19 protein-coding genes are annotated in these 20,832 nt (G+C 54.1%); 15 read left to right on the forward strand and 4 right to left on the reverse strand.

From position 1 onward, the window contains the following. The first annotated feature begins 155 nt into the window (after positions 1-155). Together NQF89_RS03595 and NQF89_RS03600 are read left to right on the forward strand one after the other, a co-directional pair. Positions 156-911 (forward strand): aspartyl/asparaginyl beta-hydroxylase domain-containing protein, encoded by a 756-nt coding sequence (locus NQF89_RS03595; RefSeq protein WP_155572778.1) that lies wholly within the window; start codon positions 156-158, stop codon positions 909-911. A gap of 62 nt (positions 912-973) precedes the next feature. Continuing rightward, entirely contained in the window at positions 974-1,939 is a 966-nt protein-coding gene (locus tag NQF89_RS03600) for a YihY/virulence factor BrkB family protein (RefSeq protein WP_155573457.1), read from the forward strand. Between the two features lie 26 nt (positions 1,940-1,965). Here the strand turns inward: NQF89_RS03600 and NQF89_RS08865 are convergent, their stop codons facing one another. Next, positions 1,966-2,376, reverse strand: a complete 411-nt coding sequence (locus NQF89_RS08865; protein WP_155572779.1) for a septal ring lytic transglycosylase RlpA family protein — start codon at positions 2,374-2,376, stop codon at positions 1,966-1,968. A 154-nt stretch (positions 2,377-2,530) separates the two neighbouring features. Here NQF89_RS08865 and aroQ point away from each other — a divergent pair, with 154 nt between their 5' ends. Genes aroQ through accC form a run of 3 tightly spaced genes read left to right on the forward strand, consistent with a single transcriptional unit; the run spans position 2,531 to position 4,787 of the window. After that, a complete protein-coding gene (gene aroQ, locus NQF89_RS03610; RefSeq protein ID WP_155573458.1) occupies positions 2,531-2,980 on the forward strand; it encodes a type II 3-dehydroquinate dehydratase in 450 nt (149 codons plus the stop codon). Further along, positions 2,977-3,435 (forward strand): acetyl-CoA carboxylase biotin carboxyl carrier protein, encoded by a 459-nt coding sequence (locus NQF89_RS03615; protein ID WP_155572780.1) that lies wholly within the window; start codon positions 2,977-2,979, stop codon positions 3,433-3,435. The genes aroQ and NQF89_RS03615 overlap by 4 nt, the downstream gene beginning before the upstream one ends. Beyond that, complete coding sequence (gene accC, locus NQF89_RS03620) at positions 3,435-4,787, forward strand: acetyl-CoA carboxylase biotin carboxylase subunit (protein WP_266137524.1); 1,353 nt, start codon at positions 3,435-3,437, stop codon at positions 4,785-4,787. Before NQF89_RS03615 ends, accC begins: the two co-directional genes overlap by 1 nt. Positions 4,788-4,846: 59 nt before the next feature. On the opposite strand, the gene ccmA is transcribed toward accC, so the two are convergent. Further along, positions 4,847-6,172: a heme ABC exporter ATP-binding protein CcmA gene (ccmA, locus tag NQF89_RS03625; RefSeq protein WP_266137525.1), complete on the reverse strand. Its 1,326-nt coding sequence runs from the start codon at positions 6,170-6,172 to the stop codon at positions 4,847-4,849. A gap of 185 nt (positions 6,173-6,357) precedes the next feature. On the opposite strand from ccmA, the gene NQF89_RS03630 reads away from it, so the two are divergent. After that, on the forward strand, positions 6,358-7,101 hold the full coding sequence (locus NQF89_RS03630; protein WP_099026275.1) for an amino acid ABC transporter ATP-binding protein: 744 nt from the start codon (positions 6,358-6,360) through the stop codon (positions 7,099-7,101). Positions 7,102-7,121: 20 nt separating this feature from the next. Then, positions 7,122-8,708: an ABC transporter substrate-binding protein/permease gene (locus NQF89_RS03635; RefSeq protein WP_155579082.1), complete on the forward strand. Its 1,587-nt coding sequence runs from the start codon at positions 7,122-7,124 to the stop codon at positions 8,706-8,708. A gap of 21 nt (positions 8,709-8,729) precedes the next feature. On the opposite strand, the gene NQF89_RS03640 is transcribed toward NQF89_RS03635, so the two are convergent. Both NQF89_RS03640 and NQF89_RS03645 read right to left on the reverse strand, forming a co-directional pair. Then, positions 8,730-9,689 (reverse strand): hypothetical protein, encoded by a 960-nt coding sequence (locus tag NQF89_RS03640; protein WP_266137526.1) that lies wholly within the window; start codon positions 9,687-9,689, stop codon positions 8,730-8,732. Then, complete coding sequence (locus tag NQF89_RS03645; protein WP_266137527.1) at positions 9,686-10,924, reverse strand: ATP-dependent Clp protease ATP-binding subunit; 1,239 nt, start codon at positions 10,922-10,924, stop codon at positions 9,686-9,688. The genes NQF89_RS03640 and NQF89_RS03645 overlap by 4 nt, the downstream gene beginning before the upstream one ends. 272 nt (positions 10,925-11,196) lie before the next feature. On the opposite strand from NQF89_RS03645, the gene rimP reads away from it, so the two are divergent. The 8 genes from rimP to pnp all read left to right on the forward strand — a co-directional run bounded on the left by rimP (position 11,197) and on the right by pnp (position 20,800). After that, positions 11,197-11,778 (forward strand): ribosome maturation factor RimP, encoded by a 582-nt coding sequence (rimP, locus tag NQF89_RS03650; protein ID WP_266137622.1) that lies wholly within the window; start codon positions 11,197-11,199, stop codon positions 11,776-11,778. A gap of 34 nt (positions 11,779-11,812) precedes the next feature. Beyond that, on the forward strand, positions 11,813-13,381 hold the full coding sequence (nusA, locus tag NQF89_RS03655) for a transcription termination factor NusA (RefSeq protein WP_155572787.1): 1,569 nt from the start codon (positions 11,813-11,815) through the stop codon (positions 13,379-13,381). Then, complete coding sequence (locus NQF89_RS03660) at positions 13,332-14,021, forward strand: DUF448 domain-containing protein (protein ID WP_266137528.1); 690 nt, start codon at positions 13,332-13,334, stop codon at positions 14,019-14,021. The genes nusA and NQF89_RS03660 overlap by 50 nt, the downstream gene beginning before the upstream one ends. A 16-nt stretch (positions 14,022-14,037) precedes the next feature. After that, a complete protein-coding gene (gene infB / locus NQF89_RS03665; RefSeq protein ID WP_266137529.1) occupies positions 14,038-16,764 on the forward strand; it encodes a translation initiation factor IF-2 in 2,727 nt (908 codons plus the stop codon). Beyond that, positions 16,761-17,216: a 30S ribosome-binding factor RbfA gene (gene rbfA / locus NQF89_RS03670; RefSeq protein ID WP_155572790.1), complete on the forward strand. Its 456-nt coding sequence runs from the start codon at positions 16,761-16,763 to the stop codon at positions 17,214-17,216. The genes infB and rbfA overlap by 4 nt, the downstream gene beginning before the upstream one ends. An 8-nt stretch (positions 17,217-17,224) precedes the next feature. Then, on the forward strand, positions 17,225-18,199 hold the full coding sequence (truB, locus tag NQF89_RS03675; RefSeq protein WP_266137530.1) for a tRNA pseudouridine(55) synthase TruB: 975 nt from the start codon (positions 17,225-17,227) through the stop codon (positions 18,197-18,199). Next, positions 18,183-18,452 (forward strand): 30S ribosomal protein S15, encoded by a 270-nt coding sequence (rpsO, locus tag NQF89_RS03680; RefSeq protein ID WP_155572792.1) that lies wholly within the window; start codon positions 18,183-18,185, stop codon positions 18,450-18,452. The genes truB and rpsO overlap by 17 nt, the downstream gene beginning before the upstream one ends. 197 nt (positions 18,453-18,649) lie before the next feature. Continuing rightward, complete coding sequence (pnp, locus tag NQF89_RS03685) at positions 18,650-20,800, forward strand: polyribonucleotide nucleotidyltransferase (RefSeq protein ID WP_155579067.1); 2,151 nt, start codon at positions 18,650-18,652, stop codon at positions 20,798-20,800. The last annotated feature ends 32 nt before the right edge of the window (positions 20,801-20,832 follow it).

The following is a 20,832-nucleotide window of genomic DNA, read 5'->3' on the forward strand; positions in this document are numbered from 1 at the left end:
GGATGTTAACGACTTTTTGATTGTTTAGCCTCTTGCATGACATGTTTGTAATGAAGAGCAGCTAGACGGAAGACCTCCTTCCCGTTTGCGAAGGGATTTTGGTAGAAAATTAATCGGTTTTAATGTGTGAATCATTTGTTGGGAGGCAGGCTATTATGGCGGCGAATCAGCAAGATAAGAAAAAACGGCCTTTATTAGTGCGGGTTGGTAAAGCCCTGCGGCCTTGGTTTAATAATTTCATAGCAAAAGATTCTTTAGTACCGAACACCCCCAATTTGGATAATAAGCTTTTCCCGTGGGTTGCGGCGTTGGAGGCGGCGGCACCTTTAATGATAAAGGAGTTCCAAGCCGTTATGGCAGAGCGTGAGCGTGTGCCAGCTTTGCGTGATTTATCCCCTGACCATCGGCGGATTGCACCTGATAACCGTTGGAAGTCCTTTTTTCTTTACGGATATGGGATTGCAGTGCCGGAGAATTGTGCAAAAGCTCCAGTAACAGCTCAACTTGTGGCGGGGATACCCGGTTTATGCTCGGCTTTATTCTCTATTTTGGAGCCCGGAGGTGAGATTCCACCGCATAAAGGGGTTACAAAAGGGATGTTGAATGCGCATATGGGCTTGGGTGTTCCACGAGATCGTGATAATTGCTGGATTCAAGTCGCAGATGACAAGTTGCATTGGGATGAGGGGAAGGTTTTCGTCTTTGACGATACGTATCGCCACACAGTGCAGAATAATACGGATGATGTACGCGGTATTTTGTTCATCCAGTTTGAGAGGCCAACGCGTGGCCTAGGGCGGTTGATGCAGCGCATCTTCCTCGATGGGGTGAAGAAATCCGCTTTTGTGAAGGATGCAAAAGATAATATTGAGCGTTGGAATCGGATCCAAGCGGAGTTGGAGAAAGCCTAAACTCTACGCCCCTGAGGTGGGGTGTGGCGGTGTGAGAAGTGAGAGTGTGTTCCGTGCCTGATATGACCGAAATGCAAGAGGATGCTCTCCCACCGCCACCGCAAGGCTGGAAGGCTGTTTTTCTTCAAGTTCTCAATAATAGTGGGGATAGTCAAACGTCCCTTAGTGCAGCAGGGTGCGCGTTTTATGCGACATTGTCGTTGTTCCCTGCTCTTACGGCGTTAATCTCCCTTTATGGGTTGGCTTTTGATGTGCAAACAGCCGAGGGGCAGTTGCATGTTATTAAGCATATTTTGCCACCTGCTGCGTATGATATGATCTTTGACCGGATCCATGCGCTTGTTACGCAACCTCATTCGTCTTTAACATTAGGGCTCGTTTTTTCGGTTTTGGTGGCGTTATGGTCGGTGACGGCAAGTAGCAAATCCATTCTTTCGGCCTTGAATCTGGTTTATCATGCTCAGGAGACGCGTGGTTTTTTTGAGTTCCAGTGTCTTGCGTTTGTGACGACCCTTATGGCGGTGATTGGGGCGTGTTTAACGCTGGCTCTTATGGTGGCTGCCCCAGCTTTAGTGGATTATTTACCGCATTATTTGGCGTATGTAGGGATTGGGATGGAAACCCTTCCATCTTCTATGCATTTTCTGCTTGAGCAATGGACACCTACAGTAGTGCATTGGTTAGCCCCCGCCATTATGCTGTTCTTTGTCTTTACGGCGGTGATGGTGCTTTATCGCATCGCCCCATGCCGTGAGCGGGAGACGGCGTGGCGATGGATTTTCCCCGGTGCTTTTTTGGCGACTATCTTGTGGGTGGCTGTTTCAATAGCGTTCTCATGGTATGTGGCGCATTTTGCAAGCTATAACGCAACTTATGGCCCATTAGGGGCTGTTGCTGCGGTGATGATGTGGCTTTTTGTTAGTGCGTATGTTGTACTTTTTGGGGCGGTCTTAAATGCCGAGTTAGAGGAGCGCGGCTATCGGAAGATGGTTCACCAAGAGCAAGAGGAGTTAGAGGTGGCAGATTAGAAGGAGGGTGTTCTCTCGTTATCTTGCTATTCTCGCTTTTTTCTCTCGTCGTCTGGCAATGTGGTGATTGTAACAGGGCCAACGCCGTTATGGAGGATGCCGATTTTCCTAGCGGCTCCTTTGGAGAGGTCGATGATTCGATCACTATTATAGGGGCCGCGATCATTAACCCGAACAATGACGGAGCGGCCGGTTACGGATGAGGTGACGCGTATTTTAGTGCCTAAGGGTAATGTAGGGTGAGCGGCTGTCATGGCGTCTGGGCGTAATCGCTCTCCGCTTGCGGTCCGTTTACCGACGAATTTTTTGCCGCCATACCAGCTTGCATCGCCGCTTTCTGTAAAAGGGGCGGCGATAGCAGTCGAGATGAGGGGGAGAAAGGCTAGGCAGAGGCAAAGGGTGGTTTTGGGTAAAAAATTGTGTTGTATAGTTGGCATTATAAGCCTTGTGGCTGTTGAAGATGGCGTGTTTTTCTCACAAATGAAGGCCAAGGGCTAGGTTTGCGATATAGGGTTGGGTATTTTGCCTTTAGGGTAATATGGAAAAGAGTGTCTTTACCTAGGGAATATGAAGATGCTATCAGCCGTCCGGATGAAGCGACCTCTTATTGTTGTCCTAAATGGACCGAACCTAAATATGCTAGGGCTGAGACAGCCTGAGATATATGGTGCTGCAACACTGGATGATGTGGAGCAGCTCTGCTTACAAGCAGCGGAACGGCTGGATGTAACGATTGATTTTCGCCAGACCAATGGTGAGGGGGAGCTAGTATCGTGGGTGCAGGAGTGTCGTGGCCGTGCAAGTGGCATAGTCATCAATCCTGCGGCTTATGGGCATACGTCAATTGCTTTACTTGATGCGCTTTTAGCCGTTGAGTTGCCGGTGATTGAGGTGCATATGTCTAACATTCATCGCCGGGAAGCATTTCGTCATCAAACGTATGTTTCTCAGGCAGCCCGTGGCGTTATCTGCGGGTTGGGGATACGTGGTTATGCCCATGCCCTGCAGGCGGTGGCAGATATAATTGAGGATGAAGGATGAGCCGTATGCTCGTGGATAAGGAGGCCATTCGGGCACTTGCTGATATCTTAACTGATACAGGCCTGACTGAAATTGAAGTGTCCGAGGGTGATAGCCGCCTTCGTGTTGCGCGTAATGTAAGCGTGCAGGCTGCGGCCCCCGCGGCTGTGGGAGCCCCGGCAGCGGTAGCGGCCCCTGCGGCGGAGAAGGCCGAGGCCCCGCCTGCGGATTTATCCTCTCATCCTGGCGCGGTGCCTAGCCCGATGGTGGGTGTGGCTTATCTTACGCCAGATCCATCCTCCCCGCCTTTTGTACAAGAGGGCGCGCAGGTTGCTGCGGGGCAGACCATTATGCTCATTGAAGCTATGAAAACCTTTAACCAGATTAAGGCTCCGCGTGCCGGTAAGCTAGTCCGTTACTGTGTGGCATCTGGGGAGCCGGTTGAGTTTGGGGCTGCATTGGCGATTATTGAGTAATGTTTTCCAAGATTCTAATCGCCAATCGTGGCGAGATCGCGTTGCGTGTATTGCGTGCCTGTCGGGAGATGGGCATCAAGACGGTGGCGGTACATTCCACAGCTGATGCCGATGCTATGCATGTCCGTTTGGCGGATGAGGCTGTCTGCATTGGCCCGCCGAGCTCTCGTGATTCCTATCTGAATGTGGCGGCGATTCTTTCTGCAGCGACGATTACTGGGGCGGAGGCGATTCACCCCGGTTATGGCTTCCTCTCTGAGAATGCTGAGTTTGCGGAAACGGTGGAGGAGCATGGTATTGCCTTCATCGGTCCAACGGCTGAGCATATTCGCATGATGGGGGATAAAATCACCGCTAAGACCACGATGGAGGCCCTTGGTGTGCCGCTTGTGCCGGGGTCTGATGGGGCGTTGGCTAGCCTTGAGGAAGCGCGTGAGGTGGCTGAGCGTGTGGGGTATCCTGTCCTCATCAAAGCCGCAGCAGGCGGTGGTGGCCGAGGGATGAAAGTTGCCCAAACGGCTGATGAGATTGAAGAAGCATGGAGTGTTGCCCGGACAGAAGCACGGGCCGCTTTTGGCAATGATGAGGTTTATTTAGAGAAATATCTCGATAAGCCGCGTCATATTGAGCTTCAGATTATGGGTGATACGCACGGCAATGTTGTGCATTTTGGGGAGCGTGATTGTTCCTTGCAGCGGCGTCACCAAAAATTGCTGGAAGAAGCAGGCTCGCCCGTCATTACACCAGAGCAACGTAATGAGATTGGTAAGACCGTTACCGATGCACTCTCGCGTATGGGGTATCGCAATGCGGGGACGTTGGAGTTCCTTTATCAAGATGGGCAATTTTGCTTTATCGAGATGAATACCCGTTTGCAGGTGGAGCATCCTGTTACAGAGATGGTGTGTGATGTGGATTTGGTAAGAGAGCAAATCCGCGTTGCAGCGGGAGAAAAGCTCGGGTACCGGCAAGAGGACATTGTAATGTCCGGCCATGCGATTGAATGTCGCATCAATGCTGAGGACCCGATGAGCTTTGTGCCGAATCCAGGTAAAGTGAAGGTCTTTCACGCGCCTGGTGGGTTAGGGGTACGCATGGATAGTGCTATCTTCTCCGGCTATAAGGTTCCGCCTTATTACGATAGCATGATTGCGAAATTGATCGTCCATGCCCCAACGCGGGAGCAAGCGATTGCCCGTATGAAGCGCGCTTTGACAGAGTGTGTTGTAGAAGGGGTGAAAACGGTCATTCCACTGCATCAGAAGATATTAGCGGACCCGGAGTTCCAAAAAGGGGATTATACCATCCACTGGCTGGAGAACTTTGTCGATAAGATGCAGAATAACCACTAATTTTGCAGTGTATTATGTTGGAAAGGCCGTTCCTTTATGAGGGACGGCCTTTTTTATGTCTAAGATTGAGCATCGCGTAAGCTTAACCCCGCGATAAAAGGGCAGAGGGGGACGCTGAGGAGGAAGAAAGCTGCCAAAAGGCTTAACGTGGCATGGTTGGCAGGCCCCGGTGGCGTTGTGCAAGATAGCGTGCCGAAAATGAGGCTTGGGGCCATAAGCGGGAGGGTGAGGATGGGTAGGAGAAGGCTGTTCTGCCGTGCCCCTAGGGTGATAGCCGCTGTCATGCCACCGAGGAAGGCTAAGGTGAGGCTGCCGAGGGTCATGCTGAGGATAAGGCGGGGCAGGGATGAGAGCGAGAGCTGGAAGAAAAGGGCCATTAAAGGTGTGATAAGCAGCAAGGGAAGGCTGCTTGTGACCCAATGGCTGATGATTTTACCAAGGGCAATAAAAGCAGGGGCGAGGCGCATGCGTAAGAGGTCTAAAGAGCCATCTTCCGCATCGGCGTTATAAAGACGTTCCAGCGGTAAGAGGCTTGCGAGCAAGAGGCAGACCCATAAAATGACCGGCCCAACCTGTTGGAGGCGCGCTGGGGCGGGGCCGAGTGCGAGCGCAAAGAGCATGCAGCATATGATGAGAAAGCCCAGCCCAGCAATGCCGTCCCGCCGATGAGAGAGAGCCAGCCAGAACTCGCGGCGGAGATGGTGTAGAAAAGGATGAACGGGATGTTTTGGCCCCTCATGAATATGTTGCGGCAGGAGTGGTGCAATATGAAGGCGGGAGGAGAGTGGGGCGGGTGTTATGTTGTGTATTGCTGTACCGAGTGTGAGTATGTGGCTATGGGGGAGGAGAAGCGGATTATGTGAGGCAGCCATCACGCAGCCCCCTTGGGCGCGATGTGTGGCGATGATGGTGTTAAAGAGGGCGAGGCTTTGGGCATCCAGCCCATGAGTGGGTTCATCAAGGAGCCAAAGGGGCGCGTTAGTGAGTAAGAGTCGGGCGAGTCCCACCCGGCGTTTTTGCCCGTATGAAAGCAAACGTACCGGGCAGTTGAGCAAAGGGGTTAAGGCTAAGTGTGTGAGGGCCTCATGCAGGGCTGTTATTGGGTGGGGGGTAAAGAGGCGGAGATTTTGCTCTACAGTAAGGGTGGGTTTGAGGGCATTGTCCGTCCCTAGCCATGCGATATTGGCTGTGCGGGTGAGTGTCCCTTGTGTGGGTGGGCAAAGCCCAGCAATCAGCCGTAGAAAGGAGGATTTACCAACGCCATTAGGCCCGATAAGGGTAAGGGCATCACCGGGGTATAGCTGACCAGAGAGGTCGTTGATGAGGCACCGCCCTGCACGGGTCAGTTGGATATGGTTTAATGATAAGAGGGGTGTAGGGTGCATGAGGGTGTTTCATGTGGAGCGTGTACCCAGAGGGTAGGAAGAAAATGATGCTGATCGATGAAAAATATAGGAAAGCCTGTTTTGCTGGAAGGGCTCTTATGGTTATGAAGGCACATGATGAATGACTACAAGGCGGTAACGCCACAATGTAGCGTGGGGAAGGACGTTCTGAACTGACTGATTGGGTGTTAAAGGCGAGTAATATCGTCAAATCCTTTAGCGGGAATGAGATTCTGCGGGGGATTTCGCTAGAGGTGGAGCGTGGGGAGTTGATTTCCATCATCGGGCCATCCGGTTGTGGAAAATCGACCTTTTTGCGATGCCTGAACTTTTTAGAACATCCTGATGCGGGCGATGTGCAGGTGGAGAATGTGAAGCTTGCCAGCCATGGGGCATGGCGGCGCGCGGATGAGGCACAGGCGCATCGGTTGCGGAGCCATGTGGGGATGGTGTTTCAGTCCTTCAATTTATTCCCCCACCGTACGGTGTTGGAGAATGTCATGCTCGCACCGATGCAGGTGAAAGGATTAGAGGAAGGCAAGGCTCATAAAATTGCCTGCGAGTTGTTGGAGAAGGTGGGTCTATCCGCTGTGAAGGGGCGGTATCCTGATCGTCTCTCTGGTGGGCAGCAGCAGCGTGCTGCCATTGCGCGGGCTTTGGCTATGAAGCCTTCTGTCATGCTCTATGATGAGCCAACCTCTGCGTTGGACCCGGAACTCTCAGAGGAGGTGTTGTCGGTCATGCGGGCATTGGATGCAGAGGGAATGACTCAGCTTGTTGTAACGCATGATATGCGCTTTGCCCGTGCTGCCTCTGATAGGGTGTTATTTATGGAGGCTGGGCAGATTGTTGAGAGTGGCGACCCGGATGTGATTTTCGCTAATCCGCGTGAGGCGGGGACGCGGCGTTTTCTGCGAACATTATTGTGAAGGATAAGGGCGTGGTGCGCATGAAACGCGTCTTATTATGGGCAGCTGGCCTTGTGCTATGGACTGGGCTGCTCGTTGGTGGCTCTGTAGCGTGGGCAGATGGGGCAGCAGCAACGGCGGCAGAGCAGCCATCTGTTGCAAGGTTGCATGTGCCGGGGGCACGCAATGAGCAGGACTTGCCTTGGGCCTCGGACGGGGAGGCGAATGTCCCTTACGTGTTCCACGACCCTGCGCATGAAGGGCGGATGACAGGGTTTGAATATGATCTGATGCAGGCTTTGGCCCCTCGGCTAGGCCGCCAGGGGCGGTTTGTGCAAAATGGGTGGGATGGGCTTATTCCCGGCCTTGGGCGTGACCTTTATGCGTTGGTTATAGATGGGATTGAGATGACGCCGGAGCATAAGGAGGCGGTGTTATTTTCACGCCCTTATTACGTGACGGTGGACCGGATTGTCCTACGGAAGAGTGAGACGGGGTTGGAGAGTGTGGCGGCCCTTAAAGGGCATGTTGTTGGCACAATTAAGAGTACTGCGGCGGAGCGGTTATTGCTGGACCACGACCCGGCGAATGTGCGCTCTTATGATGAGGAGACTAATCTTTTCTCCGACCTGAAGAATGGGCGGCTTGATGCGATTTTGATTGATGAGCCGATAGCCCTTTATTATTGCTCTGATGATTTAAAGCTCGTAGGGCCGCCGATTGGCCGTGTGGCGTATGGGATTGCGTTTGCCAAGGATAATCCTGGCTTGCGTGATGCTGTTGATGCCGCTTTAGGCACATTGATGAGCGATGGGACGTTGCATCAGATTCTCGCGCGTTGGAATCTGTGGACGCCACAAATGGCCGATTATACGGGAGACCATAGTGTCTCCTCTACCCAGCCAACGGCATGGACGGGGTATCGTCAGACGATGGAGCGTATGTCTGGCAGTGGTCTCCAAGCGATGGTGCAGCGTTATAGCAGCTTCTTGCCCCTCATTGCGCGTGGGGCTTTGATGACGCTTGCCGTATCGGCCCTTGCGATGGTGTTAGCGGTCGCTTTTGGGTTGGTTTTGGCTCTAGCCCGTGCCTATGGTCTGGCCCCTTTGCGGTGGGTCGCGGGTGTGTATGTGGAGGTTGTGCGTGGCACGCCGCTTTTGATCCAAGTTTTATTTATCTTTTATGGCCTGCCTGCGTTTGGTGTGAAATTATCGCCCTTCGCGGCGGGTGTGTTGGCTTTGGGGCTGAATTACGCTGCGTATGAGGCAGAGAATTACCGTGCGGGCTTGCTCTCTGTGCCGCGTGGGCAGATGGAAGCGGCCATTGCGTTGAATATGACCCATCGGCAAGCGTTGCGTTTGGTGATTGTTCCGCAGGCTTTTCGCACGGTTGTCCCGGTCATGACGAATGATTTTATCGCGCTCTTAAAGGATAGTTCGCTCGTCTCGGTCATTACTCTGACGGAGCTGAGCCAGACTTATATCCGACTCTCCTCGACCTATTATGATTATATTGGGACGGGGCTTTTGGTCGCTTTAGCGTATTTGTTGGTCGGGTTACCTTTTGTCCGCCTCGCCCGCATGGCAGAAAAGCGCATGGGGCGGGTGGTGTCTAAAGGGCATCATTAAGCTTTTACGGCGAGAGGGAATCTAATGCTCATTGCCCGCCATGGGGTCTCGTAAGGCCCCAGCGGGGAGGGCCGTATCATCTAGTTGGTCTTCAAAACTGGCTTGTAAGATGTTCTGCCATTGTGGGAGCCATTTTTTCATTCGTGCGACAAAATGGGCTGATACAGGGTGGGAGGGCAACGCATCCTTCAACCAAGCGGGCGGTGGAGCAAGGAGTTGATGTGTTTGTGGGTTTAAGGGCGGGATGAGGAAATCTATCGTGCCGACTTGGGCCCTGCCGTCATTTGTTGCTTCGATATGCCGCCATTGCGCTGTCACAAAGAGGGGCGGAATTGGAAAACCCATGACGTTAAGCCGTGCAATCGCCTCGTTGGTGAAAGGGCTGTCGCTGGGTGTGGGGCCGTGCAAAGTGATGAGACGCAGGGCGGCGCAATCCTCTACGGCTTGTGCTGTGGTGAGTGTGTTATTGAGGTAGTTGCGGTCATCATGACACACATCAGTCTCCGCCATAACTTGCTCTAGCGGGATGGGTTGCTCGGTTGCTTGGGCGATGAGGATCCCCGTCACTGCCCCTAGCTCTGTGCGGATTAAAGCGAGAAAGGAATAAGGGGAATTATCGGTGATTTGGGCAGCTAGAACAGGATGCCATGCCCCATGGGGGAGTAAAAGTGTGTGATTACCGAGTGTAATATGGCCTGTGATAGTTTCTGCTAAGTCAGGATATTGTAGATGAACAGGCATAGGGTGGGATGCGGCTGACCCGGAGTTAGAGGCTTGCGGTCCCAAGGCGGTGGTATGTGTGTTGTTGGGCTGAGATGCTGTCTCTAGGGTATGGTTGGGCAGCCATGGGGCGAGCTTTGTAAGGGTATGAGTGGGGAAGAAAACAGCCAAAGCGATGCTGATACCGCATAAGCATACACAAAGCCGCCATAGGGGAGCATGACGCCATAGGGCAGAAAAAGCAGAGCAAAAGCGGGTCATAAACGAGCCTTGTTCATACGGGTTTGCGGGCCGTTGCTGGGGTGGATGCTTAAAGCCCCTGTTGGGCTGGAGAGGAGATGAATATGGGTGTAATTTTGTTGCTGAGCGGTGATGAGGGCATCGCTTAACATATCTTCGATAAGGCGGCGGACGCCATGGGCATTGGTTATCTCTTGGGCATTATAGTGCTTTTGTAAGGGCTGGCTGAAAAGGGATGGGTCAATCCCGCCCGCTTCCACCGTGAGGCCATAATTGCGGATGAGCCTTTCGGCCTCCAAGGCGGCAATGCGTGTAAGGCTGGCGCGTGTAAGGGGGTGGAAGGTGAAGCTACGGTCCACATGCCCGAGTAGGAGTGGGGGAATTACCTGCTCTGTGGGTGTGGGAGAGGGATTTGCAGGCTCCAACGCGCTATGAAGCGAGGTTGTGAGGATAAAGATAGATTGTGTTGTCGGGATATGTTTGCCCGTGATGGGGTCAGGGATGTATCCATCTATCCATGCTGAGATAAGAGCATTGCCGATTTCCGGAGGGGTATATTCGACCCCATTGAGGAGGATGAGGGCATCGGGTTGTGCCCTGAGGGTGGTGGCGAGGTCATTTAAAAAAGTCAGCCCATAAGTGGGGGGCTGTGCGATGGGAGGCTCTGCCCCCGTGGGGGTGAGTTTTTGCATATCAAACGGCACGAGGGGGCGCGCTGTTTGGAGAGCAAGTTGGCGGGCAAGATGTGTTTTGCCTGTACTGGGCGGGCCACTAAACAGAAAAACGCCGACAGGTTGTGTTCTATTATGGAGGCTAAGACGCCGGCGTAATTGCTGGCTAATCTCCTCACAAATATCATCATGGCCAATGACGCGCGTTTGCAGCGTTGTTGCGAGTTCCTCTGCATTAAAGCTAGAATCTTGCTGCAAGCGGATGGCGGTTTTCTCATAGGCTTTGGTATTGATTAAATACCCAAGGAGAAGGGTTAGCGGTGTTTTGCGATGGAATAGGCCATGCTGGGCTAACCGCTCGACAGACAGATAATAGAGTATCCCCCCTAAAGAGAGGGCCAAGGTAATGCAGGCTAGAGGGATATAAAAGGGGCGGCCGTGGTCGAGTATTTTATAGCCTGTATGGATAATGGCTAAGGGTGCGGTGTGGAATAGAAGGCCAAGCTGTATGAGAGCCAGTAGCAGGAAAAGGGCCATCATAAGCGGCATCATGCGCGAAAGCCAAAGGAGGAGAGATTTCATCATATGCTTATATCGCTCACGCTTATTCTTTAAGGCCAAGTATATTCCTACAGCCTATGGTTTTATGGGAAGCGTGAGAAAGAGGAAAGGGGGGAGGGTACGAGAAAAGCTTGCATCACTTGTGGCTCTGTCGTATCTAGAGAGATGTTATCACTTTCCGTTCTTTTGGGGGGTGGCCCGGTTGGGCCGCCTTTTTTGTTTTGGATCATTTTTCCACATCGCCGGAGATTGCCGGCCAAGCAGCCTCATCATATGAGGGGGAATCCACGTACGGGATTCGCCGTCTTAGTGGGTTAGAGGCGCGTATTGCCGAACGTATCGCCCCGACTTTGCTGGATATGGGCTATGAGCTCGTGCGGCTTTCCGTCCTAGGGCATGAGACGCCAACGGTACAGGTTATGGCTGATCGTGCTGATGGTTCGCTCATCAGCGTTGATGATTGTGAGCAAATCAGCCATGCAGTTGGTGCGGTGCTGGATGTGGATGACCCCATACCGGGGGCATGGATGTTAGAGGTCTCCTCCGCAGGGATAGACCGCCCACTCACCCGTGCGAAGGATTGGGAGCGTTTTGCTGGTCATCTTGCTAAGGTGGAGCTTGATACCCCGATAGAGGGGCGGAAGCGTTTTGCGGGTATTGTGCTTGGCATGCAAGATGAGTGTGGTTTGCTCCGTCTTGATGATGGGCAGGATGTTGCCTTGCCGTTAGACGATATGCGTAAAGCACGCCTCGTTTTGACCGATGAGTTAATTGAGGCAAGTGCCGCACTTGCTGGTATAGTGCCAGAAGATGAGGCGGGCAGTAAGCCCCGCCGCGCACCAAAGTTGAAACCCAAAAAGCCGGGGAGAAAGAGCTGATGACCCGTCTTATGCTGGCTGGAGGTCCGACCTGATGGACACATCTGTTACCCGTCCCGAATTGCTGTTAGTTGCTGATGCTGTCTCGCGAGAGAAGAATATCGATCGTGAGCAAGTGCTAGAGGCTATGGAGCAAGCCATCCAAAAGGCTGGCCGTGCGAAATATGGGCATGAGAAAGATATTCGTGCCACGATCGACCGTAAAAGCGGTGAGGTGCGCCTAAGCCGATGGACGGAAGTTGTTGAGACGGTCGAGAATGAAGATGCGCAAATCCCCTTGCGGATTGCTCAAAAGATTAAGCCGGAAATTCAGGTAGGGGAGTTTATTGTTGACCCACTCCCGCCGATTGATTTTGGGCGTATTGCTGCGCAGACAGCCAAGCAGGTTATTGTTCAGCGTGTGCGGGAATATGAGCGCAAACGCCAATATGATGAGTTTAAAGACCGCGTTGGCGAGGTTGTTAACGGGACGGTTAAGCAGACAGAATATGGGAATCTGATGGTCGAGCTTGGCGGTCATGCGGAAGGGCTTTTGCGCCGGGATGAGCTGATTCAGCGCGAATCTTTTCATAATTCCGACCGGATTCGCGCTTATATTTATGATGTGCGCGATGAGCCACGCGGGCCACAGATTTTCCTCTCTCGGACGCATCCGGGCTTCTTAGCAAAGCTTTTTGCTCAGGAAGTGCCGGAGATTTATGACGGGATTATCGAGATTAAAGCCGTAGCGCGTGATCCGGGGTCCCGTGCTAAGATGGCTGTTGAATCACGCGATGCCTCAATTGACCCGGTGGGGGCATGTGTTGGGATGCGTGGCTCGCGCGTGCAGGCCGTTGTGGCGGAATTGCAGGGCGAGAAGATTGACATCATCCCTTGGAGCGCACAGGCAGCGACATTTGTTGTGAATGCTCTTGCCCCTGCGGAAGTAACCAAGGTGGTGATGGATGAAGATGCTGGGCGCGTAGAGGTTGTCGTGCCGGATGAGCAGCTCTCTCTCGCTATTGGGCGGCGTGGGCAGAATGTGCGTCTGGCTAGCCAGTTGACCCGGTGGGATATCGACATCCTTACAGAGGCTGAAGAATCGGAGCGCAGGCAAGAGGAGTTCCGTAAGCGCAGCAGCCAGTTTGTTGATGAGCTTGATGTAGATGATGTGATTGCTGGCTTGTTGGTGACGGAGGGTTATCATTCGGTTGAGGACCTCGCCTATGCTGACCCTGCGGAGCTTCATGATATTGAAGGCTTTGATGAATCGGTCGCTGAGGAGCTGATGGCGCGTGCGAATGATTATCTTGCAGGGCGCGAGCGTGCCTTGGATGAACGCCGCCGTGAGCTTGGTGTTACAGATGATCTCGTTGCGCTGAATGTATTCTCCCTTCAGGTCCTTGTGGAGCTGGGGGAGAAAGGCATCAAAACATTGGATGATCTTGCCGACCTCGCTGCTGATGAGTTGATCGAACTTCTAGGTGGTGATGAGCCGCTGGAGGAAGCCGAGGCTAACGAGATTATCATGGCAGCGCGTGCGCATTGGTTTGATGATGAAGGGGCTTCTACGCATGAGGCCGGAGACGGAGCCAAGGCTGAAGGAGCGTCCGATCACGGCTGAGGAACATAACTTTGATGATGTTGATGACGGCCCTATTGGGAAGGGGCGGCGTGCCCCTTCCCAGCGGCGTTGTCTAGTAACGCGCACCCATGATGAGCCGCAACATATGGTACGGTTTGTCATCGGGCCGGAGGGGCAAATCGTAGCGGACCTCGCTGCGCGCTTGCCGGGGCGGGGGATGTGGCTGCGTGCAGAGCGTGCCGTGTTGGAGGACCCGCAATTACCGCGTTTTTTTGCGCGGGCGGTTCGGCAAAAGGTGGACGTGCCCGCATCTCTTATAGAATCTGTAAGGGATGGTTTGGCAAAGCGTCTTCTGGATGGTATCAGTCTGGGGCGACGTGCTGGTGAATCGGTGTGTGGATTTCAGAAATGCCGGGAACGTATAGTCGCCGGTAGAGTCGGGGTAGTTATTTGTGCAGCAGGTGCGAGTCAGGATGAGGTGGCCCGTCTGCTTTCAGGGCATCGGGAGCTTCCGGTGGTCTGGGTGCCGGGCCATGTTTTGGCAGCGTCATTTGGGCGGGAGCGTGCCGTTTATGCGGTGATGTCCCCCGGTGCGCTGGCGGAGCGGGTGAAGGCGGAATATAAGAGATTTGCGGGGGTGGCAGAATGTACACCTCCCGGCCCTGAGATAGGGCAGTAAGGGACAGGCAGAGACTATGAGCGACGGCAACGAGCGCAACCAGAATGACACTCCAAAAGGGGCAACCCCTAAAGAAGGGCAGAGCAAGAGCTCTGGTCGCCTTTCCCTGCGTCCTGCGGGCCGTAAGGAAGTTGGGCGGACGGTAGAGGCAGGCTCTGTTAGGCAGAGTTTTAGCCATGGACGCTCTAAGGAGGTCCGTGTTGAGGTGCGTAAGCCTAAACGCAGTAATGCCAGTGGCGGGCGTGGTGGCCGCGGCGCGACTGGCGTGCGGGGCCTGACAGCCTCCGAGCAAGAGAAGCGGCAGCGCGTTTTAGCTGAGGCAGCGGCACGGCGTGAGGCGGAAGAAGAAGCTCGTCGCGAAGCAGAGAAGATTCGTATTCGCTCCGCTGCTGAGGAAGAAGCTCGTAAGAAAGCTGAGGCCGAAAGCCAACGCGCTGCAGCGGAGCAAGAAGCACAGGCGCGTGCGGAAGAAGAAAAAGCACGCAAGGCCGAGGCGGCTGCACGGCGTAAGGAAGCGGCGGAGCAAGTTCCTCCTCCTTTAACAAGCTCCACAGCGGGTGGCGTTCAACTAGCAGAGCCGACAAAGCGGCTGCGGCCTTTGGCAGAGCGTGCCATTATGCCGAGTCGTCCGGTGAATACTCCGGCGACGTCTTCGCGGTCTGCGGCGGCCCGGCCGAGTGGTAATGAGACATTGCATCTGCGTGGTCGGGCCGCTGCGGCGGCAGCTGGGGATGATGAGGCTGCTACGCCTTCACGTCGCGGTGGCGGCGGGGGTGGTGCGCGGCGTTCGACCACGCAATCCCGTCGTTCTTCTTCACCGCGTCGTGGTGGGGCAGGGCAGGATCGTCGCTCTGGTCGGATTGATGTGCGGGCTGCCATTGAGGGTGATGATGGTAAGACACGCTCTCTGGCCTCTGTTCGCCGTCAGCGGGACCGGGAACGGCGGCAGGCGGAGTTGGAGCGTTTGCGCTCTGACCAAGTGCGTGTTGTGCGCGATGTGACGGTGCCGGAGACTATCACAGTAGGTGAGCTAGCAAACCGTATGGCTGCTCGTCAGGGTGAAGTTATCAAGACGCTTATGAAGATGGGCGTGATGGCTACTGCGGCCCAGAGCATTGATGGTGATACCGCTGAGCTTGTTGTGAGTGAGTTCGGGCATCGCATTAAGCGTGTGGCTGATAGCGATGTTGAGCTTGGCATTGAGGGCATTGAGGATAAACCAGAGGACATGAAGCCGCGTCCGCCGGTTGTGACGGTGATGGGCCATGTTGACCATGGGAAGACCTCCTTGCTGGATGCGTTGCGGACCACGGATGTGGCTCATGGTGAGGCTGGGGGGATTACTCAGCATATCGGGGCGTATCAGGTAACGGTGCCTTCTGGGCAGAAGGTGACCTTCATCGACACGCCGGGCCATGAAGCCTTTACCTCCATGCGGGCGCGTGGTGCCTCTGTGACGGATATTGTGGTGTTGGTTGTAGCCGCGGATGATGGCGTGATGCCGCAGACGATTGAGGCTATCAAGCATGCCAAGGCTGCTAATGCGCCGATTATTGTGGCGATTAACAAGATTGATAAGCCTGGTGCGAATCCAGACCGTGTGCGGACTGAGCTGCTAAACCACGAGATTGTGCTTGAGAGCATGAGCGGTGATACGCAGGAGGTTGAGGTTTCTGCGCTTAAGCGGGAGGGGTTGGATAAACTCTTAGAGGCTATCCTTCTGCAAGCTGAGATTTTGGACCTGAAGGCGAACCCGAATCGCATTGCAGAGGGTGCCGTGATTGAGAGCCGTTTGGACCGTGGTCGTGGCTCTGTTGCGACTGTTCTCGTGCAGAAGGGGACGCTCAACCGGACGGATATTGTGGTTGCCGGTGCGCATTGGGGCCGTGTTCGTGCCTTGTTGGATGACCACGGCAAGCAGATTAAAAAGGCTGGTCCGTCTGTCCCTGTAGAGATTTTGGGGATGAGCGGTGTGCCTGATGCCGGGGCACCTTTTGTTGTTGTCGATAGTGAGAATCGGGCGCGTGAGATTAGCGCGTTCCGCCAGCGTAAGGCGCAAGAGAAGGTTGCGGCGATGCAGGTGGCAGCGCGTGGCACGCTGGACCAGATGTTGGCGCGGATTCAAGCAGGCGAGCAGAAGGAAGTGGCTTTGGTCGTCAAAGCCGATGTGCAAGGCTCTGCTGAGGCGATTCAAGCAACGGTCGAGAAGTTGTCTCATGAGGAAGTGGCTGTGCGTGTGCTGAATGCCACTGTGGGGCAAATCACCGAGAGTGACGTGCAGCTTGCTAAAGCCTCCAATGCTGTGATTATTGCCTTCAATGTGCGTGCTACAGTGCAGGCGCGTGAGCTGGCCCAGCGTGATGGTGTGGATATTCGCTATTACTCCATCATTTATCAGGTGGCTGATGATGTGGAGACGCTGGTTAAAGGCCGCATCGCGCCGAAACATCGTGAGAAGTTCCTTGGTTATGCGGAGATTCGTCAGGTCTTTAATATTACTAAAGTGGGTAAGGTCGCTGGTTGTTATGTGACGGAAGGTGTTGTCAAGCGCGGCTGTGGCGTGCGGCTGTTGCGCGACAATGTGGTCATCCATGAGGGTGAGCTAAGCCAGCTGAAACGCTTTAAGGATGATGTCCGCGAAGTGGCCCATAACTATGAGTGTGGTCTTTCCTTCGCAGGGTATAATGACCTGCGCGAGGGTGATGTTGTGGAATGTTTTGAGATGGAAGAGATTCCCGCTTGAAGAAACGATCATCCTTTGATTTGTTAACCCCGGCAGGTGAAAATCCTGTCGGGCCGAGTACGCGCCAACTTCGCGTTGCGGAGGAGGTGCGGCATGTCTTGGCGGATGTGTTCGCGCGGACGGAGTTCCGGGACCCGGAGCTTTACGGCGTTACCATCACGGTGACGGAAGTGCGTGTCTCGCCGGATTTTCGTCATGCAACGGTGTTTGTAACCCGGTTGGGGCGTGATGATGTCGAGGCTGTTTTGCCTGCGTTAAAACGTGTCGCGCCCTTTTTGCGTAAGCGTCTTGCCACTGCGTTGCGGTTGCGGACTGTGCCGGAACTGCATTTTCAGCCTGATATATCGTTAGAGCATGCTATGGAGGTGGAAACGATTCTGCGTTCCCCAGAGGTTCAGCGTGATTTAAAAGCTGGGGGCCGTGGTTCGTCTAATTCTGATGATGCAGAATAAGGCGCGTTATGGCGCGTAAGACAGGGCGCGATATACATGGCTGGTTGATTCTTGATAAGCCATTAGGGCCGAGCTCTACAGCGATGGTAAGCCGGGTGTTACGCCTTTTTGATGGGCGTAAAGCCGGGCATGGGGGGACGCTGGACCCGTTGGCTTCTGGCGTTTTGCCTATTGCTTTTGGTAAGGCTACGAGCACGATTCCTTATATTATGGATGCGACAAAGCGGTATCGCTTTACGTTATCTTTTGGGGAAAGCCGTACAACGGATGACCGTGAGGGCGAGGTCCTTGCGCGCTCTGATAAACGGCCATCTGATGAGGAGATACGGGCTGTTCTTCCTGCATTATGTGGGGATGTGATGCAGGTGCCGCCTGTGTTTTCTGCCCTGCGTGTGGGGGGGCAACGTGCTTACGACCTAGCCCGTGCAGGTCGCCCACCAGATTTGCCGCCTCGCCCAGCGCGGATCGATTCGATTACGCTGATTGAGCGGCCAGATGCGGATACAGCTGTGTTCGAGGTGCAGTCGGGCAAGGGTGTTTATATGCGCTCTTTAGCACGGGATATTGCTCTAGCTTGTGGCACGGTAGGGCATATCTCGGTCTTGCGGCGGACGAAATGTGGGCCGTTTGATCTCTCTCATGCTTATGAGATTGAGCAGTTAGCACTAGACAAATCGGCCAAAACTAGAGACAAGGCATATGCCCTTCCGGTTCCTTTGCTGGATGCGGCGACCGCGCTGGTCGACATCCCGGCGTTGGCCGTTACAGAAGCAGAGGGGAAGGCCCTGATTTGTGGGCAAGCGGTGACGTTGGCTCATCTTGAAGGGGACGTGCCTGCTAATATGGAGGATGTTCCATTGTGGCGGGTTACGGTAGGGGGGCATGTTATCGGGCTGTGCCGGGCGGCTGAAGGGCGGTTACGGGCAGTCAGAATGTTGGAAAACCATTTGTTTTTTGGAGAACACGATGTCGATCACTGCTGAACGCCGCAGCCAGCTTATTGCTGAATATCGCCGTGCTGAGGATGATACAGGCTCCCCGGAAGTGCAGGTTGCCTTGCTGACCGAGCGGATTGTGAATCTTACCGAGCATATGAAGACCCATAAAAAGGACTTCCACTCCCGCCGTGGGTTGTTGATGCTTGTTGGTCGCCGCCGCGCGCTGTTGGATTATCTAAAGCGTAAGAGTGATGAGCGTTATAAGACGCTGATTGAACGTCTCGGCCTGCGCCGCTGAGATTTCATCCATGGCCCGGAGGGGAACTCTCTCCGGGTTTTGGCCTTGCATTATAGCCGCCAGGGAACGTTTTTTCGGCGTTTCAGGCCACATGGTGTCATGGTGCGTTGGTGCATCATCTCCGCCATGCCGTCCGAAACGCTGTTCAAGACTGGGGCGAGCAGGGCTTTTTAGAATTGCTTCCGGAGGAAGACAGAATGTTTGATAATTATTTCCGCAAAGAGATTGAGTGGGCGGGCCGTCCGCTAGTGTTCGAGACGGGGAAGATTGCTCGTCAGGCTGATGGTGCGGTCATGGTTACTTATGGTGATACAGTCGTGTTATGTACCGCTGTAGGGGCTAAGACGGTAAAGCCGGGGCAGGATTTCTTCCCTCTGACAGTGAATTATCAGGAGAAAGCTTACGCCGCGGGGAAGATTCCGGGTGGGTTCTTCAAGCGGGAGGGGCGTCCTTCTGAGAATGAAGTGCTGACATCGCGCTTAATCGATCGTCCGATTCGTCCGCTTTTCCCGGATAATTTCCGTAACGAAGTACAGGTCGTGGCGACTGTTTTAAGCCATGATATGGAGAATGATCCGGCTCTGGTTTCGCTCATCGGTTGTTCTGCGGCGTTGACATTGTCGGGTATTCCTTTCTTTGGTCCGGTTGGGGCTGCGCGCATTGGTCGTCTTGATGGCAAATTTGTTGTCAATCCGACCCTGAGCGAGGTGACTGATAGCAGTTTGGACCTCGTTGTAGCAGGGACGGCTGAAGGCGTGTTGATGGTTGAGTCTGAGGCGCAAGAGCTCTCCGAGGAGGAGATGCTCGAGGCCGTCATGCTGGGCCATACGGCCTTCCAACCTGTGATTGACGCGATTATTGACCTTGCCGAGCATGCGGCACGCGCACCGTGGGATTTGCCGGAGATTTCCAAAGAGGAAGTGGCTCTGCGCAAGCGTGTTGATAAGGTAGGTAATAAGCTGATTGCCGAAGCCTATAAGGAGCGCAGCAAGCAAGCGCGTGTGGAGAAGGTCTCTGCGGCGCGTGAGAAGATTGTTGCAACGCTGGAGGAAGAAGGCTTCGACCCCGAGCTTGCTAAACCGATGATTAAGGATTTGGAAGCGCAGGTGGTGCGTGGTGCCATCTTAAAGACCGGCATCCGTATTGATGGTCGCGATACAAAGACAGTGCGTCCTATTATGGCGGAAGTTGGTGTGCTGCCGCGCTCTCATGGGTCGGCTCTCTTTACCCGTGGGGAGACGCAGGCTCTTGTTGTGGCGACCTTGGGCACGGGCCAAGATGAGCAGGTGATTGATGCGTTGGAGGGGGAATATCGCTCCCGCTTTATGCTGCATTACAACTTCCCGCCTTTCTCCGTTGGGGAATGTGGTCGTATGGGTTCACCGGGGCGGCGCGAGATTGGCCATGGTAAGTTGGCATGGCGTGCGATTAATCCGCTTCTTCCTTCTAAGGAGGAGTTCCCTTATACATTGCGTGTTGTCTCTGAGATTACAGAGAGTAACGGCTCTTCCTCTATGGCGACTGTGTGCGGGACCTCTCTCTCCCTGATGGATGCGGGTGTACCGATGCCACGCCCTGTGGCAGGGATTGCGATGGGTCTGATTAAAGAAGAGCGCGGCCATGCTGTGCTGACGGACATTTTGGGTGATGAGGATCATCTTGGGGATATGGACTTCAAGGTGGCAGGGACGTCTGAGGGTGTGACAGCCTTGCAGATGGACATCAAGATTACCTCCATTACGCCAGAGATTATGAAGGTTGCCTTGGAGCAGGCGCGGGAAGGGCGATTGCATATTCTCGGCGAAATGAGCAAGGCTCTGGCCGAAGGCCGGACAGATGTTGCCGGTAATGCGCCGAAGATTACCACGATGACGGTGCCTGTGGCGAAGATTCGCGATGTGATTGGCTCTGGCGGGAAGGTGATTCGCGAGATTTGCGAATATTCTGGGGCGAAGGTCGATATTGGTGATGATGGTGTCATCAAGATTGCTGCGGCCAATGATGAGCAGGCGCAAAAAGCCATTAGCCGGATTGAGGGCATTGTAGCAGAGCCAGAAATTGGCCGGATTTATGACGGTAAAGTTGTTAAGACGGCTGATTTTGGCGCGTTTGTTAACTTCCTTGGTCCTAAAGATGGTTTAGTACATATTTCTGAGCTTGCTGAGGGGCGCGTAGGGCGGACGACGGATGTCGTCAAGCAAGGTGATGCTGTTAAGGTCAAGGTGATTGGCTTTGATGACCGTGGTAAGGTAAAGCTCTCCATGCGGGTTGTGGACCAAGAGACTGGTGAGGATATTACCGAGACTGTCGGTGCTAAGCCGGGTCGTCCACGCCGTGATGCGGAGTGAGTTTTGTGTGGGAGGGGGTGTGCCCCCTCTCG

It is taken from the genome of Bombella pollinis (genome assembly GCF_026385485.1).
Lineage (GTDB): Bacteria > Pseudomonadota > Alphaproteobacteria > Acetobacterales > Acetobacteraceae > Bombella > Bombella pollinis.

Coding starts and splice junctions, on each gene's coding strand:
- NQF89_RS03595 (WP_155572778.1), top strand. CDS start 156: ATGGCGGCGAATCAGCAAGATAAGAAAAAACGGCCTTTATTAGTGCGG.
- NQF89_RS03600 (WP_155573457.1), top strand. CDS start 974: ATGACCGAAATGCAAGAGGATGCTCTCCCACCGCCACCGCAAGGCTGG.
- NQF89_RS08865 (WP_155572779.1), bottom strand. CDS start 2,376: ATGCCAACTATACAACACAATTTTTTACCCAAAACCACCCTTTGCCTC.
- aroQ (WP_155573458.1), top strand. CDS start 2,531: ATGAAGCGACCTCTTATTGTTGTCCTAAATGGACCGAACCTAAATATG.
- NQF89_RS03615 (WP_155572780.1), top strand. CDS start 2,977: ATGAGCCGTATGCTCGTGGATAAGGAGGCCATTCGGGCACTTGCTGAT.
- accC (WP_266137524.1), top strand. CDS start 3,435: ATGTTTTCCAAGATTCTAATCGCCAATCGTGGCGAGATCGCGTTGCGT.
- ccmA (WP_266137525.1), bottom strand. CDS start 6,172: ATGCACCCTACACCCCTCTTATCATTAAACCATATCCAACTGACCCGT.
- NQF89_RS03635 (WP_155579082.1), top strand. CDS start 7,122: ATGAAACGCGTCTTATTATGGGCAGCTGGCCTTGTGCTATGGACTGGG.
- NQF89_RS03640 (WP_266137526.1), bottom strand. CDS start 9,689: ATGACCCGCTTTTGCTCTGCTTTTTCTGCCCTATGGCGTCATGCTCCC.
- NQF89_RS03645 (WP_266137527.1), bottom strand. CDS start 10,924: ATGATGAAATCTCTCCTCCTTTGGCTTTCGCGCATGATGCCGCTTATG.
- nusA (WP_155572787.1), top strand. CDS start 11,813: ATGGACACATCTGTTACCCGTCCCGAATTGCTGTTAGTTGCTGATGCT.
- NQF89_RS03660 (WP_266137528.1), top strand. CDS start 13,332: ATGAGGCCGGAGACGGAGCCAAGGCTGAAGGAGCGTCCGATCACGGCT.
- infB (WP_266137529.1), top strand. CDS start 14,038: ATGAGCGACGGCAACGAGCGCAACCAGAATGACACTCCAAAAGGGGCA.
- truB (WP_266137530.1), top strand. CDS start 17,225: ATGGCGCGTAAGACAGGGCGCGATATACATGGCTGGTTGATTCTTGAT.
- rpsO (WP_155572792.1), top strand. CDS start 18,183: ATGTCGATCACTGCTGAACGCCGCAGCCAGCTTATTGCTGAATATCGC.
- pnp (WP_155579067.1), top strand. CDS start 18,650: ATGTTTGATAATTATTTCCGCAAAGAGATTGAGTGGGCGGGCCGTCCG.